Source organism: Pseudonocardia alni, from assembly GCF_002813375.1.
Classification (GTDB): Bacteria; Actinomycetota; Actinomycetes; order Mycobacteriales; family Pseudonocardiaceae; genus Pseudonocardia; species Pseudonocardia alni.
The window spans coordinates 894,859-910,996 of the sequence record NZ_PHUJ01000003.1; the positions used below are offsets into that span (position 1 = coordinate 894,859).

The window sequence follows — 16,138 nt, forward strand, 5'->3', positions numbered from 1 at the left end:
CGGCGCCGGGGTAGGTTCACCCCGGTCGCCCGAGGGCGGACGACCGGGGAGGGTACGGGCCGATGCGGATCGTGGACTGGGCCGGCGACGACGAGGGCGGCCCGGCGGTGGTCCTGCTCGACCAGCGCGCGCTGCCCGGCGCGACCGAGCACCTGTACCTGCGCACCGTCGACGAGCTGATCGAGGCGATCCGGTCGCTGGCCGTGCGCGGTGCCCCGAGCCTGGGCATCACCGGCGCCTTCGGGGTCGCGCTGGCCGCGTCCCTGCACGGCACGGCGACGCCGGTCGCCGTCGCCGCGGTGCGGTCCGCGGCCGGGCGGATCGCCGTCGCCCGGCCCACCGCCGTCCCGCTGGGGCTGGGGGTGGCCCGGGCCCTGGCGGCGCTCGACGACGGCCCGGCCGCGGTGCTCGCGCAGGCCCGCGCCGTCGCCGCGGAGGCCGCCCGGGTCAACGCCGCGGCGACCGGCCGGGCCGCGGACCTGGCGCAGGAGCTGTGTGCGGACCGTCCGCTGCGGGCGCTGACGGTGTGCAACACCGGCCCGCTGGCCACCGGCGACGGCGGCACCGCGCTGGGGGCGGTCCTGCGGCTGCACGAGCGCGGCGCGCTGGCCGAGGTGCTGGCGTGCGAGACGCGCCCGCTGCTGCAGGGCGCGCGGCTGACCGTCTGGGAGCTCGCCGCGGCCGGGGCGCCGCACCGGCTGTGCGTCGACTCGGCCGGACCCGCGGCGATCGCGGCCGGGCTGGTCGACGCGGTGTTCGTCGGTGCCGACCGGATCGCGGCCAACGGCGACGTCGCGAACAAGATCGGGACCTACATGCTGGCCTGCGCCGCGGCCCGGTCCGGGATCCCGTTCGTGGTGGTCGCGCCGGAGGAGACGATCGACCCGCACACCCCGACCGGGGCCGACATCGTCGTCGAGCAGCGGGGGGCCGAGGAGGTCCGCGAGCACGGCGGCACCCTGCTCACCCTGCCCGGTACCCCGGTCTACAACCCGGCGTTCGACGTGACGCCGTTCGACCTGGTGACCGCGATCGTCACCGAGGAGCGGGCGTGGGGACCGGGCTCGTCGCCCGCACCTTCGACCGCTGGGCCGCGAACCGCCCCCGCACCGCACTGATCTCGGCGTCGGGCAGCAGCCGCGGCTCGCCGACGGCGCGGGCGCGCAGCCAGACGTCGCAGAGCCACTCCAGCTGGCGGGCGCCGTCGTAGGCGGCGCCGAGGGTGTCGCCGAGCACGAGCGTGCCGTGGTGGCCGAGGACGACGGCGGTGGACTCCCCCAGCGCCGCGAGCGCGTTCACGACCAGCTCACGGCTGCCGAACGGCGCGTACTCCGACACCCGCACGCCGTCGCCGAACATCGCGAGCTGGTAGTGCACGGCCGGGACGTGGTCGGACAGCGTCGACAGCGCGACCGCCGCCGGGGAGTGCGTGTGGACCACCGCGACGGTGCCGGGCCGGGCCTGCGCGGCGACGTGCAGCCCGAGCTCGCTGGTCGGCTCCCGGGTGCCGTCGACGACCGTGCCCTCCGCGTCGACGAGCACGACGTCCGCGGCGGTCATCGTCTCGTAGTCCACACCGGACGGGGTGACCGCGATCAGGTCCCCGGTGCGCAGCGACAGGTTCCCCGAGGTGCCGACGACGAGTCCGTCGCGGACCATCCGGCGGGACCAGGCGCAGAGCAGCTCGCGGGCGGGGGTGTGGTCGTGGGGGCTCACCCCGGGAGGGTCCCACGACGCGGGCGCCCCTCGTTGATCGTCAGTTCTGGGTAGACGCGGCCGGAACTGTCGGGGGTCTCGCTCACCATGGCCGGGTGACACGAACGAGTGAGCCGGCGGCCGGTCCCGGCACGCATGATCCCCGACGTACGCTGTGGGAGCTCCACGCCCGCCACGCCACGCAGAGCTCCGTCCCCGCGGCCGACGTGGTGGAGCGCATCCTGTCGTTGACCGACCAGGTGCTGGACGACGCCGACAGGCGGGAGGCGGCGGGCCGGGAACGCCGGCGGGACACGGTACGGATCCGGGTGCTGCTGGGCTCGCTGATCGTCGCCTGCGCGCTCGTGTGCCCGGTCGCGTTCCTCGCCGGAGCGGATGTCCCGCTCCTCGTCGCGGCAGGCGCGGGGCTCGCGACCGGAGTCGCGCTGCTCGTCCTCGATGCCCGGTCGGCAGGTCGGGGACATCGTGGCCGGGCCGGGTGGTCCGGGGTCGTGCTGGCCGCGGGTCTCGCCGGGCCCGTCGCCGGGCTCGTGCCCGGGGGCCTGCTGCCGGTCGGGGTCGGGGTCGTCGCGCTGCTGGTCGCCGCCGGCGGGTTCGTGGCAGCGGGCACCCGGGCAGGTGCGTGAGATGGCGCGCCGGGACGACCAGCAGTGGCTGACCGCCGAGGTCGGGCGGCTCGAGCGGGAGCTGGGCGACGCGCCGTCGCAGGCCGACCTCGACCGCGTCGAGGCCCGTACCTCCGACCACGAGTACCGCCTCGACACCCTCGACGGCGACATCGCGACGCTGCGCGACGCCGTGGCGGAGGCCGACCACACCGCACGGTCACACATCGCGGACCTGGACCGGCGTCTCGACGAGGTCGAGGACTCCGCCGTCGACGGCACCCGGCGGATCGACGACCTGCAGCGGCGGACCCGCTGGCTCGAACACCACCTCCGCGCCGCCGACGGGGTACCCACGGCGGACCTGACCGCAGACCCCGACGTCGTCGGACTGGCCCACGCCGAACGCCGTGCCCGGGAGCGACGGGCCGCGCACCTGCCCGACGCGACGCGCCGTCGACACCACGCGGCCGTCGCCGCGCACGCCGGCTGGGTCCGCCGCCGGGACGAGGTACGCCGCGCCGCGCTCACCGCGAGTCGGGAGATCGCCGGCGACGGGGCGGACGGACCCCACCGTGCGGACCTCGCGCAGCGGTACCGGGAGGCACGGTCCGCCCTCGACGGGCTGGCGGAGCAGGCCGGGTCCGTCCGCCGGCACGCGGACACCGCGCGGGCGGCACTGGAGCGCGATGACGCCGTGCGCACCACCGACGCCGGGACGGTCGCGTCCGGAACAGACGCCGGCCGGGTCCTGTCGATCCGGCTGCGGACCCGGCTGACGGAGATGGTCGGCCGCCACGAACTGCCTCCGGTGTGGTTCGCGACGGTCCTGGGGCTCGGCCCACCCGCCGACTCGGCACCGTGGTTCGACGCTGCTGTCGCGGTCCTGCGGTACCGGGCCGCCTACGACATCGACGACGCGGTGCAGGCACTGGGACCCGAGCCCACCGGCGATGCCGAGCAGTCGGCGCGCCGTCGACAGGCCTGGGACCTGACCGCTCCGTTCCGCGTGCGCTGACCCGACCGGGGGTCACACCTCCGGGTCGACCCGGGCCCGCCGGGGCGCGCCGGACGCCGCCGGAGCCGCAGGATCGTGCCACCGCGGACGCCGGGCTCGGCCGGGACGCCACGCGGAGGGCGGTAGGACCCCGACCGCGCCGGCTCCCGGCGCAGGAAGCGAGCACATCGTGAGGACCGCCCTGCGTGCCGCCACCACCGCGGCAGGCGCCGTCGCCGTCGCACTCGCCCTCGCCGCCGTCACCGCCGGGACGGCGTCGGCGCAGCCCGCCCCGCCCGCCGAGCCGCCGCTGAGCCCTGCCGACCAGGCCGCCCAGTTCGCCTGTCTGCAGAAGTACCTGGACTTCGGGGCGCTGCCGGGGCAGTCGCTGGAGGACCCGGTGGCGTTCTCGCTGCTGGTCGCGAAGGCCGCCCAGGAGTGTGACGCGGTCCGTGCACCCGCCGCACCCGCTGCGGGGGCCTGAGCGCGGTCACAGCAGGTCGCTGCGGCTGAGCACCCCGACCAGCACGTCCTCGTCGTCGACGACCGGGACGACCCGGAACCCGCGCCGGGACAGCAGGTCCTCGGCATCGGTGAGCGGGTCGGCCGGGTGCACGACCTCGACGTCGCGGGTCATCACCTCCGAGACGGTGCGGGCCCGCAGCCGCCGGCCGCCGTCGAGGGAGCCGTGCATGAGGTCGGCCTCGGAGACGATGCCCAGCAGGTGGTCCCGGTCGCCGACGACCGGGACCGCGGTGAACCGGTAGGACAACAGGACCTCGGCGGTCTCGTCGAGGGCCAGCTCCGGCGGGATCGCCACCAGCCCGCCGTCGGTCATCACGTCCGCGACCCGCAGCGACGACGTCGGCCGGCCGCCGATCCGGCCCGCCCCGCGCGGGGCCATCGCCTCCGGCAGCGGCGCCACCGGCACGACGCCGCCGATCCGGCGGGCGGTGCGGCGCAACCGCCCACCGGAGTGCCGGTGCCGCAGCAGGTCGCTGCGGGTGATCACTCCGACCAGGATGCCCTTGTCGACGACCGGCACCAGCCGCAGCTCGCCGTACACCCGCATGCGGTGCGCGACGATGGAGATGTTCGTCGTCGGGAGCACCGAGACGACCTGCTCGGTCATCGCGTCGCCGACGACGGCGTGCGGGTCGTCGCGGTGGCGCAGCACGTCGACCAGCGAGATCACCCCGACCAGGGAGAACCGCCGGTCGACCACGGGCAGGGCGGAGAACCGCGACTCGGCCATCCGCTCCTGCGCCCGCGCCAGCGGAGCGTCCGCCCAGATCGTGACGACGCGTTCGGTCATGACATCGCGGGCACGCACCACCATGGACGCACCGTAACCACGGCCACGGTGCGCCCGCCATCGCTCACCGTTCGAGGTGGCCGAACCGGTGCCGGGTGCGGCTGACCGCCTGCTCGCGCAGCACGGACGGCATCTCCCGGCGTCCGTCCAGCACCACCGGGGTGTCCACGACCGACGCGCCCACCTGGGCGGCGGCCGCCCGCAGACCGTCGGGCACGGTGCCCAGGGCCCGGATCCGCTCGCCCGCGACGGGAGCGAGCCCGTCGCCGCCGTGCACCCCGCCCGGGACCCCGCCCGGCGGGACCCCCGGCCCGTGCAGCCGGACCGGGACCCCCGCGGTGGCCGCGGCGAGCAGCACCCGCAGGACGTCGGCGCGGGCGGCACCGGTGCCGCACCACAGCGTCGCCGACGGGGCGGGCCGGTAGCGGAACACGTTGGACTCCGCGGCCAGCCCGGTCGGGTCGTGTTCGATCCCGAACTCGGTGTCCCATGCGCGGGCGTCGGAGGCGGCGGCGCGGGCGAGGCGGTCGCGGGCGGCCGGGTCGAGGTCGGCCGCCGCGGCCAGGACGCGGTCCGCGGCCGGGCCGGACGTCGGTCCCGGCCCGGGGAGGTCGCCGTCGTGCCAGGTACCGAACTGGGCGACGTAGTTGGGTCCGCCGGGCTTGGCGCCCGGGCCGAGCACCGAGCCCTTCCAGCCGCCGAAGGACTGGCGCTGCACGATCGCGCCGGTGATGTGCCGGTTGACGTAGGCGTTGCCGACCTCGACGCGGTCGAGCCAGTGCGCGATCTCGTCGGGGTCGAGGGAGTGGATGCCGCCGGTGAGGCCGAAGCCGGTGTCGTTCTGCCAGGCGATCGCCTCGTCGAGGTCGCGGGCGGCCATCAGGCCGAGCACCGGGCCGAAGCACTCGGTGCGGTGGAACCAGCTGCCCGGCGACACCCAGGCCCGCACGCCCGGTGTCCACACCGTCTCCGAGACGCGGCGCGGGCGCACCAGCCACCGCTCCCCCGGCTCCAGCGTGGTCAGCGCCCGGTGCAGCTTCGCCGAGGGCGCCTCGATGAGCGGGCCCATGGTCGTCGCGAGGTCGGTGCCGGGACCGACGCGCAGGGTGGAGACGGCGTCGACGAGCTGGCGGCGCAGCCGCCTCCCGGTGGCCGAGCCGGTCGCGGCGGGGCCGACGAGGATGGCCAGCGACGCCGCGGAGCACTTCTGCCCGGCGTGCCCGAACGCCGAGCGCACGAGGTCGGCGACGGCGAGGTCCGGGTCGGCGGCGGGGGTGACGACCAGCGCGTTCTTGCCACTGGTCTCGGCGACGAGGTTCAGGTCGGGCCGCCAGGACCGGAACAGCGCGGCGGTCTCCGACGAGCCGGTGAGCACGACCCGGTCGATCCCGGGGTGGGTGACGAGCCGGCGTCCGGCGTCGCCCTCGTCGGTGGGCAGCAGCTGCAGTGCGTCCCGTGGGATCCCGCCGCGGTGCAGCGCGGCCACGCCGGCCTCGGCGCACTCGCGGACCTGCGGGGCGGGCTTGAGCAGCACCGGTGCGCCCGCGGCGAGCGCGGCGAGGCAGCCGCCGAGCGGGATCGCGACCGGGAAGTTCCAGGGCGGGGTCACGGCCACGACCCGGTCCGGGGTGAACGGGGCGCCGTCGAGCTCGGCGGCGCGCTCGGCGTAGTAGGCGGCGAAGTCGACGGCCTCGGAGATCTCGGGGTCGGCCTCGGCGACGGTCTTGCCCGCCTCGTGCAGCATCACCGACAGCAGCGTCCCGCGGGCGGCGGCCAGCGCGCGGGCGGCGCGGCGCAGCGTCGCGGCCCGCTCCGCGGCGGGGACGTCGCGCCAGCCGCAGGCGCGGGCGCGCTCGACCGCGGCGTCGACCGCGGCCGGGTCGGTGACGACGGGGACCTCGGTCCGCGCGACGGCGGTCGCCGCGGCGCGACGGGCCCAGTCCCGGTTCGCGGGCAGTGACGGATCGGTGTCGGGCTCGGCGCGGAACCCGGCCGGCACCGGGTCCCCGGGCAGCGGGCCGTCGGTCCCGACGGGTGCGGACACGGTGCGGTCCTGGGTGCGGCGCGGGGTGTCGGCGACGGCGTCGCGGTCGCGCACCGAGGCGAGGAACCGCTCCTGGTAGGTCGCCGGACCGCCCGAGCCGGGAGCGAACAGCGTGTACAGGTAGCCCTCCGGCGACGCGTTCTCCTCCAGCCGCCGGACCAGGTAGGACACGGCGGTGTCGAAGTCGCCGCGGTGCACGACGGGGGTGTAGAGCACCAGCTGCGAGCCCGGCCCGGACTCCGGCAGGTCGCCCGCGACGGCGTCGGCGAACGCGGGGGCCATGCCCTGCAGCATCTCCAGGTCCAGCTGGGGCCGGGCACCGCGGGCGTCGGCCAGTTCCAGGGCGAGCGCGACGTGGTGCAGGTGGTGCGACGCGACGCCCAGGCGCATCCCGTCGGCGTGCGGGCCGCCGATGCCGCGGTCGAGGAGCCGGACGTAGTTGGCGTCGACCTCGGCCTTGGTGGCGTAGGGCGCCTGCGGCCAGTCGTGCAGCTCGGCGTCGACCCGTTCCATCGCCAGGTTCGCGCCCTTGACCAGGCGCACCTTGATCGGCGCCCCGCCCGCGGCGGCACGGCGGGCGGCGAACCCCCCGAGCTCGTCGAGCGCGGCGACGGAGTCGGGCAGGTAGGCCTGCAGGACGATCCCGGCGGGCAGGTCGTGGAACTCCGGGCGCGCCAGCAGCGTGGTGAACAGCGCGACGGTGAGGTGGAGGTCCTTGTACTCCTCCATGTCGAGGTTCACGAACACGCCGTGCTCGCGGGCGGCCCGGTAGAGCGGCAGCAGCCGGTCCACGAGCAGGTCCCGGCTGCCCTCGAGGTCCCACGGCACGAGCTGGGCGACGACCGAGGACGCCTTCACCGACACGTGGTCGACGCCCGGCCGGCGCAGCAGCGCGATCGTGCGGGCGAGGCGACGGTCCGCCTCGTCGTGGCCGAGGACCGCCTCGCCGAGCAGGTTCAGGTTCAGCCGGTGCCCGTCGCGGCGGGCCGCGGCGAGGCGGCGGTCCAGGCCGCGCCCGCCCGCGTCGACGATCAGGTGCCCGACCAGGCTGCGCAGCCGCGACCGCGCCGCGGGCACGACGACGTGCGGCAGCGCCGTCGCCAGCCGGCCGCCGGCCCGCAGGAGCAACCGGTCGGTGCCGGTGACGAACGCGGGCAGTGCGGCGCCCGCCCCGGCGAGCCGGGCCAGCTCACGGGCCGCGACCCGGTCGTCGGCGGGGCGGGCGACGCGGTCGACGAAGCGCAGCGTGAAGTCGACCCCGGCGGGATCGTGCATCAGGGCGGCCAGCCGCTGCGTCGGGTCCGCTGCGCGGCCGGAGCCCGACGACGGGGCGGTACCGGTGCGCTCGGTCCAGCGGCGGACGCGCTCGACGGCGCGCCCGGTCAGCGCGTCGTCGAGGGCGGGGACGGGGTGGGTGGGGTGCACGCTCACCCGCCCAGTCTGGACCCACTGTCAGGACCGTGTCACCTCTACGGTGCTGACAATCCGGTGACGACCGTGGTCAGGACTCCGTGAGGTCGGTGTCGGGCAGCGGCCCGAGCAGGGCGAACGCGTCCAGGTGGGGCTCGACGTCGCCGCGCTCGGTCCAGGCGCGCAGCTGCGCCGCCGACCGGCGGGTGACCAGGGCACGGGCCAGGTCGAAGTCCGGGGCCCGCACGACGACCGCGGCCCCCGCCTCGTCGCCCGCGGACACCCAGCGGCGGCCGTCGCCGACCAGGGCGATCGGCGCCCGGTCCGCGACCGCGCCGGCGAACCGGCCCAGGAACGTGTCCATGACCGCGTAGAGACCCGGGGTGTGCTGCCCGCCGGGCTCGCGCAGGGCACCGCGCAGGTCCTGCTCGTGGATGATCACGTCGCCGAGCGGGCGGGTGTTGTGGGTCGCCATCCAGTCGCGCAGCGGGCCGGTCAGCGACTCCCACTCCGCGACGAGTGCCGCCACGTCGTGGTCACGCCGCGCCCGCACCTGCCGGTCCGTCCACTCCTCGTTGTGGTCGTCGGGCTCGTCGCCGCGCACCACGTCCGCACCCAGGCCGACCATGTGCGAGAACAGGTCGCGCACCGTCCAGTCCGGGCAGGACGGGACCGTCAGCTCCGAGCGCTCGGGCGGCAGGTCCCGCACCAGGTCGATGACCCGGCGTTGCGCCCGGGTCCACTCCGCGATCTCGTCGATACCGCTCACGGGCACCGATCCCATCACGACCGGGGCTCCCGCGCCGCCCCATGGGTGTTTTGCCTGGACCGAGCCCGGGCACCTGGGGATCATCGAACCGGACACAACGGCGACGCCGGTCACGGCGGCTCCGCCGGACGGCACCGCCGGACGGCACCGCCGGCACCGGGGACCACCCGGTGAGTCGGTGAGGAGAGGACGAGCGTGAGCAGCCCACCCCCGTACCCGGGTCGCCCCGGGGACCCACAGGACCCGAACAACCTGGACCAGCCGACGCAGCAGAACCAGCCCTACGGCGGGCAGCAGTACGGCGAGCAGCCCGGTCAGCCGTACGGACAGCAGCCGCAGTACGGGGAACAGCCCCCGGGGCAGCAGTACGGGCAGCAGCAGTACGGACAGCAACAGTACGGCGCGCAGGGCCACGACCCGGCCGCCTACCCGGACCGGCCGCCCGCCGGGCCGCCGGGGTGGCCGCAGGGCGGGGCGCCCACGACCCCGCCGCGCAACGGCATCGGGATCGCCGCGCTGGTGCTCGGCATCCTGGCCGTGCTCACGTTCTGGCTGTTCATCGGTGGGCTCTTCGGGCTCATCGCCATCGTGCTGGGCGCGATCGGCATCAGCCGCGTGTCGAAGGGCGTCGCCACGAACCGTGGCGTGTCGATCTCCGGACTCGTGCTCGGGATCCTCGGCGTTCTGGGGACGATCGCCATGATCGCCCTGGTCGCCTTCGGGTTCAGCGTCTTCCAGCAGGTCGATGACGGCCAGTTCGCGTCGTGCCTGCAGCGCGCCGGCAACGATCAGTCGGCCATGGCCCAGTGCCAGCAGGAACTCCAGGACCGGCTCCAGGGCGAGATCGACCGCCTCGGGGACAACTGAGGCGCTACTCCCCGCGGTCGTCGGTCCCGTGTCCGGTCAGGACACGGGACCGCCCGCCGTCGTCACCGTCCGCTGCCCGCCGCGTGGAACGCACCCCCCGCACCGAACACCAGCCGGGCGAACCGCTCCCCCATCCGCAGGTGCGCCTCGGGACACGGGTGCAGCCGGTCGGGCAGCGGCAGCTCGGCCGCGTCGTCGTCGCCGTAGAGCTCCCGGCCGTCGAGGTGGGACAGCGCCGGGTCCTCCGGGACGCGCACGGCCACGACCCGGGCCAGCTCCTCGCGGATCACCGACAGCGTCAGCTTCCCCGCCGCCACCTCGGCCGGGTCGCCGGTCGCGCGGAACCGCAGCCGCCCGTCGACGACCTCCGGCGCGCCAGGGCCCGGGGTGTGCTCGTGGATCGGGCACAGCACCGGGGACACCACCAGCAGCGGGGTGTCGGGGTGCCCGTCGCGGATCGTGTCGAGGAACCCGTGCACGGCGGGCGCGAACGCCCGCCGGCGCATCAGGTCGGCGTTGACGACGTTGATCCCGATCTTGACGCTGATCATCGCGGCGGGGGTGTCGCGCAGCGTGCGGGCGACGAACGGGTCCAGCATCGCGCTGCCGGAGAACCCCAGGTTGACCAGTTCGACCCCGGCGGTGCGGGCGGCGAGCGCGGGCCAGGTGGTGCTGGGCCCCGCGGCGTTGCTGCCCTGGCTGATCGAGCTGCCGTGGTGCAGCCACACCGGGCGCCCACCGGTCGGGACGACGGCGACCGGCGCGTCGGTGCGCAGCGCGACGACCTCGGTGATCTCGTTGTGCGGCAGCCAGATCTCCACGAGCGCGTCGCGGCCGGGCAGGGTGAACCGCACCGGGCCGGGTGGGCCGTCGGTGACCGTGACCTCCCCCGTCGCCGGATCGGTCATCAGGAGCTTCCCGCCGGAGGTCGTGGCGCTGCCCGCCGGCCGGCCGTCGACGAGCAGGTCGTAGGCGCCGTCGGGCCGCAGCGGGGCACCGACGAGACCGATCCGGGTGCGCAGGGTCTCCAGCTCGACGGTCCGCGCGGCGGTGCGGAACACGACGCGTACCCCGGACGGCTGGCTCTGCGCGCCGGCCAGCTGCGGGTCGGTGTTGCGGGCCCGGGCGGTGGCGGGCAGCCGCTGCGGGAGCAGGCCCCGTTCGCCGTCGACGGCGTCGAGGACGCCGTGCAGCAGCTCGGGCCCGATCGCGGTGGTGATCACCCCGGCAGCCTGGCACGCGCGCGGCGCCGGTTCACCCGAGAATCGGGCGGTGCTGATCGCCGCCGTCGTCCAGACCGTCGCGACCATCCTGCTGGCCGGGATCGCCTGGACCGTGCAGGTGGTGGTCTACCCGGCGTTCGCGCTGGTCCCGGCCGGGTCCTGGGCCCGCTACCACGCCGCGCACAGCCGGGCGGTCACGCTCGTCGTCGGGCCGCCGTGGCTCGCGCAGGGGCTCGCGACGGCGGCGCTGCTGGTCCTCGCGCCCGGCGAGCCGCTGGTGTGGGTGACCGCGGTGGCGGCCGCCGCGGGCGTCGCGGTGACCCTGCCCGCGGTGTCGCTGCACGGCCGGCTCGACCCGGCCGCGCACCCGGGGGACCTGCGTCGGCTGCTGCGGGTCAACCTGGTCCGTGCGCTCGTGTGGTCGGCCGGGTCCGTGGTGGGGGTCCTGCTGGTGACCGCCTCCGGCGCGTGACCCAGGATGGCCGGGTGACTGCGACCGAGGACGAGCGCACGGCGGCCGACGACCGCGCGCACACCGGGGTGGAGCGCGTGCTGGTGATCGCCGCGCACCCCGACGACATCGACTTCTCCTGCAGCGGCACCGTCGCGGTGTGGACCGCGGCCGGGGTCGCGGTGACCTACTGCCTGGTGACCGACGGCGACGCGGGCGGCTTCGACCCGGCCGTGCCGCGCAGCGACATCGCGGGCATCCGCCGGGCCGAGCAGACCGCCGCGGCCGCCGAGGCCGGCGTCACCGACCTGGTGTTCCTCGGCCACCCCGACGGGCGGCTGACCGTCACCCTGGAGCTGCGCCGGGACCTGGCCCGGGTGATCCGGCAGGTCCGTCCGGACCGGGTCGTCGTCCCGCAGCCGGTGCGCGATCTGCGCAGCATGTACGGCAGCCACCCCGACCACACCGCGACCGGCGAGGCGGCCCTCTGCGCGGTCTACCCCGATGCGCGCAACCCCTACGCCTTCCCCGAGCTGGCCGAGGCCGGGTACGAGGCGCACACGGTCGGCGAGGTGTGGGTCCTGGGTCCGGCCCCGGCCGACGACCCCGAGGGGGCACGACACGTCGACATCACCGACACGATCGACGTGAAGATCGCGGCGCTGCGCGCGCACGCGAGCCAGACCGCGCACATGACCGGCCTGGAGGACATGATCGGGCAGTGGTCCGGGTCGCTGGCGAAGCGGGCCGGGTTCCCGTCCGGTCGGCTGGTGGAGTCCTTCCACGCGCTCGACACGCGCTGAGGCCCCCGGGCCCGGGTGCGCTCAGGCGGCGGCGCGGATGCGGACGTGGGTGCCCGCGTCGTCGCCCCAGACGTGCAGCAGGTCGCAGAGCTGGCGGGCGATCCAGATCCCGCGCCCGTGCGCGTGGCCCGGGTCCGGCGGGGCCAGGCCGGGCAGCGGGTCGGCGAGCCGGCCGCCGTCGTGGACCTCGCAGACGACATCCTGCTCGGGCGTCCACAGCATGAGCCGCGCCGTGTGCGTCCCGTGGTGGACGGCGTTGGTGGCGACCTCGTTGACCGCGACGGTGACGTCCTCCGCGCGGCTGTCGGTGAACCCCTGGCCGCGCAGTGCCTCGTCGACGGCGCGGCGCACGTCGCGCAGCTGCGTGGCGTCGAAGCGGAACTCCCGTGCGGGTGCGCCGAGCTCGGCGGGCACCGGGGCGCCGAGGCCGTCGAGCAGCCGGCGCGGGTCGGTGTCGACCCCGGTCGGGACGGGCCTGCCGTCGTCGAGGACGAACGGGTGCGCGCGCCGCACGACCTCGGCGACGGGACCGGGCAGGTCGGCCGGGAAGAAGCAGAGCAGCCGCAGCGGCAGGTCGGCCAGGGCGAGCGCCGCGGCCGCCTCGACCTCGCCCCAGTAGGCGCCGCGCGGGTCGTCGAGATCCGCGGAGTGCTCGACGACGACGGTCACCGGCCCCGCGACGCCGCGGTGGCGGGCGCGCAGGACCCGGGCCAGGCGCGCCGCCTCGGTCTGGCCCGACGGACCGTCGGGACCGCAGTCGCGGCGCAGCCGCAGCAGCCCGGCGACGGCATCCGCGCCGAGGGCCTCGGCGACCCGGCCGCGCAGCGCGACCTCGGTGACCGGGCGGAGCAGGGTCGCCACCGACCCGCCCGTGGCGAGCGCGTCGAGCACGGTGTCGGCGAGCCGGTCGGTCAGGTCACCGTCGCCGCCGTGCCGGCACAGGGCGTGCACCAGCCCGCTCACTCCGCCGCACCCGCGGCGAGGCCGAGCGCGTCGGCGGGGCAGAGGGCGTGCCGCTCGCGGATGCTCATCTCCAGCTGCGAGGCGAACCCCGCACCGCAGCGTTCGAGCAGCCGGGCCACACCGGGGCGCAGGTTCACCAGCCGCAGCCGCACGCTGACCGGGAGCTCGTCGGCGGCGTGCACGAGGCTGACCGCACCGGCGACGTCGACGAACCGCAGCGCGGACAGGTCCGCGGTCAGCGTGCCCTCGCCGACGTCGCCGCGCACGACCCGGTCGATCAGCCTGGCCAGCACCCGCCGGACCTGGGGCCGGTTGGCGTGGTCGACCTCGCCGGCCAGCCGGACCCGGGCCGGGCCGATCTCGGTGACGCGCAGCAGGCTGTCGTCGTAGAGCGGGGCGGCGGTCAGCTCGGCGGGGTGCAGGCTGCGCATCGTCGCGATGAGCTCGTCGGGGTAGCGCAGGTGGTCGTAGACGCACAGCGCGCGCAGCGGGTGGTCGCGGACGGCGTCGTCGAGCCTGCGGTCGTACTCGTCGAGTACCTGTCCCCCGGGCCGGCGCAACCCGTGGTCCATCTGGCCGCTGAAGCGCAGCCCGGCCCAGCCGTCGTCGAGGGCGGAGGTGATGTTCTGCTCCATCACCCCGGTCAGCTCGTCGAGCGGGGCGTGCAGGGCGGCGCGGGTGAAGTCCCCCGGGACGAGCTGGAACTGCCCGGACCGCAGCGGCCCGGTGACGTCGACGCCGTCGTCGGCCAGGCGGGACAGGACCAGCCCGGCGGTGTCGTCGTCGAAGTAGGCGACCCGCTCCCCCGCCGTGAGCCCCTCGGCCAGGAACGCGGCGACGTCCTCGGCGAGCTGCTCGTCGCTGACCGGCACGGTCAGCACGTGCCGGCGGGGATCCCGTACCGGTGCGGTCACACGTCCCCCCGTCGTGGCGTCCCCGACGGCCCCCCGACAGGTGTGACGCTGCGTACACGATAAGTGATCACGGATCCCACGGCGAACCGACGCTGTCGTTCAGGCGTGCCGAGGCGTAGAGTTAGCCGGACCGAACTCCGGTGTTCGGGGCGCACGGTGCGAGCAGGGTGCACGGGCGCCGATCAGGAGGTGGACGCCATGTTCCGAGCCGCTCCGCAGTCGCGGGCGACCGAGGTGCGCACGGTCGTGCTCGCCGGCGTGCTCATGGTGCTGCTGGCCGTCGCCACGATCGTCTCCGTGCCGCTGGCACCCACCGCCGTCACCCTGGCCCTGGCCGCCGCCGCGCTGGCCGTGCGGCCGCTGGTCGTCGCCCACGTGCGCCGCGGCACCCGGGCAGAGCGGGTCGCCGCGCACCGCTGAGGGCACCTACGGTGGGGTCCCGCGACCCCGAGGAGCCCCATGACGACCGTCGGCGAGGCCGGCTGGCAGGTGCTGACCGCCCACGGCATCGACACCGTGTTCGGCAACCCCGGCTCGAACGAGCTGCCCTTCCTCGCGGCGATGCCCGACGGGGTGCGCTACATACTCGGCCTGCACGAGGGTGCCGTACTAGGCATGGCCGACGGCTACGCCCTGGCCACCGGCGGCCCGGCGCTGGTCAACCTGCACGCGGCGTCCGGGTCGGGCAACGCGATGGGCGCGCTCACCAACGCCGTCTACTCCCACTCCCCGCTCGTGCTGACCGCGGGCCAGCAGGTGCGGTCCACGGTCGGCCAGGAGGTCATGCTGACCAACGTGGACGCGGCCGCGCTGCCGCGCCCGCTGGTCAAGTACGCCGCCGAGCCCGCGTCGGCCCAGGACGTGCCGCGTGCGCTGTCCCAGGCGGTGCACACCGCACTGCTGGCCCCGCGGGGGCCGGTCTACCTCTCGGTCCCCTACGACGACTGGTCCCGCGAGGCGGGCCCGGACACCGCGCACCTGCCGTCCCGGCGTGCGACCGCCGCCGCCGAGCTCGGCGAGGCGGCGCTCTCCGAGCTGGCCGGGGCGCTGGCCGGGGCGGCGAACCCGGTGCTGGTGCTGGGCCCGCAGGTCGACGCGGACCGGGCCAACGACCACGCCGTCGCCCTCGCCGAGCGGCTCGCCTGCCCGGTCTGGATCGCACCGTCGGCGTCGCGGTGCCCGTTCCCGACCCGGCACCCGGCGTTCCGCGGGATCCTCCCGGCCTCGGTGCGCGACGTGTCCGACCGGCTGGCCGGGCACGACGTCGTGCTCGTCGCGGGCGCGCCGGTGTTCCGCTACCACCAGTGGGTCCCCGGTGACCTGCTGCCGGCGGGCACCCGGCTGCTGCACCTGACCGCGGACCCGGCCGAGGCCGCGCGGGCCCCGATGGGCGAGGCCTGGGTCGGCCCGGTCGGCCCGGCGCTGGCCGCGCTCGCCGGGCGGGTGCCCGCCTCCGGGCGGGAGCCGCTGCCGCCCCGGTCCGGGCCGCCCGCACCGCGGGGCGCCGAGGACCACGTGCCGCCGCAGCAGCTGTTCGCGCTGGTCCGCGACGCGGCCCCGGCCGGGGCCGTACACGTCTGCGAGTCCACCTCGACCATCGACGACTTCGTCGCCCAGGCCGACCTCACCGAGCCGGGCAGCTACCTGTTCCCCGCCTCCGGCGGCCTGGGGTTCGGGCTGCCCGCCGCCGTCGGGGCGCAGCTGGCCCACGGCGAGGCGCGCCGGGTGGTCGCCCTCGTCGGCGACGGATCGGCCAACTACGGCATCACCGCGCTGTGGACGGCGGCGCAATACCGGGTGCCGGTGGTCTTCGTGATCCTGAAGAACGGTACCTACGGTGCGCTGCGCGGCTTCGCGGGGCTGCTGGGCACCGGGGAGACACCGGGCCTGGACGTCCCCGGACTGGACTTCGTGAAGATCTCCGAGGGCTACGGCGTCCCGGCGGTGTCGGTGTCCGACGCCGCGTCGACGGCGGCCGCGCTGAAGGACGCGTTCGCCGCCGACGGGCCGCGGCTGGTCGAGGTCGTCACGGCCCCGGGCGTGGCGTAGTCGCTCACACCG

The 16,138-nt window shown here is 76.2% G+C and carries 16 protein-coding genes; 9 read left to right on the forward strand and 7 right to left on the reverse strand.

Annotation, left to right across the window (positions count from 1 at the left end):
* Window positions 1-62 precede the first annotated feature (62 nt).
* Window positions 63-1,118, forward strand: a complete 1,056-nt coding sequence (gene mtnA, locus ATL51_RS05345; protein ID WP_100877861.1) for an S-methyl-5-thioribose-1-phosphate isomerase — start codon at window positions 63-65, stop codon at window positions 1,116-1,118.
* Here the strand turns inward: mtnA and ATL51_RS05350 are convergent.
* Complete coding sequence (locus ATL51_RS05350) at window positions 1,036-1,716, reverse strand: class II aldolase/adducin family protein (RefSeq protein WP_301548900.1); 681 nt, start codon at window positions 1,714-1,716, stop codon at window positions 1,036-1,038. The genes mtnA and ATL51_RS05350 overlap by 83 nt on opposite strands.
* Window positions 1,717-1,811: 95 nt before the next feature.
* Here ATL51_RS05350 and ATL51_RS05355 point away from each other — a divergent pair, with 95 nt between their 5' ends.
* From ATL51_RS05355 to ATL51_RS05365, 3 genes are all read left to right on the forward strand, one after another.
* Window positions 1,812-2,342 carry a hypothetical protein gene (locus tag ATL51_RS05355; protein WP_139282749.1) on the forward strand — a complete coding sequence of 177 codons (531 nt, stop codon included), beginning with the start codon at window positions 1,812-1,814 and terminating at the stop codon, window positions 2,340-2,342.
* 1 nt (window position 2,343) lies between these two features.
* Entirely contained in the window at window positions 2,344-3,339 is a 996-nt protein-coding gene (locus ATL51_RS05360) for a hypothetical protein (protein WP_100877862.1), read from the forward strand.
* A gap of 169 nt (window positions 3,340-3,508) precedes the next feature.
* On the forward strand, window positions 3,509-3,802 hold the full coding sequence (locus ATL51_RS05365) for a hypothetical protein (protein ID WP_100877863.1): 294 nt from the start codon (window positions 3,509-3,511) through the stop codon (window positions 3,800-3,802).
* Between the two features lie 6 nt (window positions 3,803-3,808).
* On the opposite strand, the gene ATL51_RS05370 is transcribed toward ATL51_RS05365, so the two are convergent.
* The 3 genes from ATL51_RS05370 to ATL51_RS05380 all read right to left on the reverse strand — a co-directional run bounded on the left by ATL51_RS05370 (window position 3,809) and on the right by ATL51_RS05380 (window position 8,856).
* Window positions 3,809-4,657 carry a CBS domain-containing protein gene (locus tag ATL51_RS05370; RefSeq protein WP_100877864.1) on the reverse strand — a complete coding sequence of 283 codons (849 nt, stop codon included), beginning with the start codon at window positions 4,655-4,657 and terminating at the stop codon, window positions 3,809-3,811.
* A gap of 40 nt (window positions 4,658-4,697) precedes the next feature.
* Window positions 4,698-8,108, reverse strand: a complete 3,411-nt coding sequence (locus tag ATL51_RS05375; RefSeq protein WP_100877865.1) for a proline dehydrogenase family protein — start codon at window positions 8,106-8,108, stop codon at window positions 4,698-4,700.
* Between the two features lie 70 nt (window positions 8,109-8,178).
* On the reverse strand, window positions 8,179-8,856 hold the full coding sequence (locus ATL51_RS05380) for a maleylpyruvate isomerase family mycothiol-dependent enzyme (RefSeq protein ID WP_301548901.1): 678 nt from the start codon (window positions 8,854-8,856) through the stop codon (window positions 8,179-8,181).
* Window positions 8,857-9,051: 195 nt separating this feature from the next.
* Here ATL51_RS05380 and ATL51_RS05385 point away from each other — a divergent pair, with 195 nt between their 5' ends.
* Window positions 9,052-9,723: a DUF4190 domain-containing protein gene (locus ATL51_RS05385; RefSeq protein ID WP_100877866.1), complete on the forward strand. Its 672-nt coding sequence runs from the start codon at window positions 9,052-9,054 to the stop codon at window positions 9,721-9,723.
* 62 nt (window positions 9,724-9,785) lie between these two features.
* On the opposite strand, the gene ATL51_RS05390 is transcribed toward ATL51_RS05385, so the two are convergent.
* Window positions 9,786-10,946, reverse strand: coding sequence for an SGNH/GDSL hydrolase family protein (locus ATL51_RS05390; protein WP_301548902.1), 1,161 nt, complete (start codon window positions 10,944-10,946; stop codon window positions 9,786-9,788).
* Window positions 10,947-10,995: 49 nt separating this feature from the next.
* Between ATL51_RS05390 and ATL51_RS05395 the strand changes: the two genes are divergently transcribed.
* Together ATL51_RS05395 and ATL51_RS05400 are read left to right on the forward strand one after the other, a co-directional pair.
* Complete coding sequence (locus tag ATL51_RS05395) at window positions 10,996-11,418, forward strand: DUF1772 domain-containing protein (RefSeq protein WP_100877868.1); 423 nt, start codon at window positions 10,996-10,998, stop codon at window positions 11,416-11,418.
* A 14-nt stretch (window positions 11,419-11,432) separates the two neighbouring features.
* The gene (locus ATL51_RS05400; protein WP_253069497.1) at window positions 11,433-12,200 is read left to right on the forward strand and encodes a PIG-L deacetylase family protein; all 768 of its coding nucleotides are present in this window, start codon (window positions 11,433-11,435) and stop codon (window positions 12,198-12,200) included.
* 21 nt (window positions 12,201-12,221) lie between these two features.
* Here the strand turns inward: ATL51_RS05400 and ATL51_RS05405 are convergent, their stop codons facing one another.
* Window positions 12,222-13,163, reverse strand: a complete 942-nt coding sequence (locus ATL51_RS05405; RefSeq protein ID WP_157818229.1) for an ATP-binding protein — start codon at window positions 13,161-13,163, stop codon at window positions 12,222-12,224.
* Window positions 13,160-14,077 (reverse strand): MEDS domain-containing protein, encoded by a 918-nt coding sequence (locus ATL51_RS05410; protein WP_100877869.1) that lies wholly within the window; start codon window positions 14,075-14,077, stop codon window positions 13,160-13,162. Before ATL51_RS05410 ends, ATL51_RS05405 begins: the two co-directional genes overlap by 4 nt.
* Before the next feature lie 198 nt (window positions 14,078-14,275).
* Between ATL51_RS05410 and ATL51_RS05415 the strand changes: the two genes are divergently transcribed.
* Together ATL51_RS05415 and mdlC are read left to right on the forward strand one after the other, a co-directional pair.
* Window positions 14,276-14,497 carry a hypothetical protein gene (locus ATL51_RS05415; protein ID WP_139282752.1) on the forward strand — a complete coding sequence of 74 codons (222 nt, stop codon included), beginning with the start codon at window positions 14,276-14,278 and terminating at the stop codon, window positions 14,495-14,497.
* A 39-nt stretch (window positions 14,498-14,536) separates the two neighbouring features.
* Window positions 14,537-16,126, forward strand: a complete 1,590-nt coding sequence (mdlC, locus tag ATL51_RS05420) for a benzoylformate decarboxylase (RefSeq protein ID WP_100877870.1) — start codon at window positions 14,537-14,539, stop codon at window positions 16,124-16,126.
* Window positions 16,127-16,138: the final 12 nt, after the last annotated feature.

Coding starts and splice junctions, on each gene's coding strand:
- ATL51_RS05360 (WP_100877862.1), top strand. CDS start 2,344: ATGGCGCGCCGGGACGACCAGCAGTGGCTGACCGCCGAGGTCGGGCGG.
- ATL51_RS05370 (WP_100877864.1), bottom strand. CDS start 4,657: ATGGTGGTGCGTGCCCGCGATGTCATGACCGAACGCGTCGTCACGATC.
- mdlC (WP_100877870.1), top strand. CDS start 14,537: ATGACGACCGTCGGCGAGGCCGGCTGGCAGGTGCTGACCGCCCACGGC.
- mtnA (WP_100877861.1), top strand. CDS start 63: ATGCGGATCGTGGACTGGGCCGGCGACGACGAGGGCGGCCCGGCGGTG.
- ATL51_RS05415 (WP_139282752.1), top strand. CDS start 14,276: ATGTTCCGAGCCGCTCCGCAGTCGCGGGCGACCGAGGTGCGCACGGTC.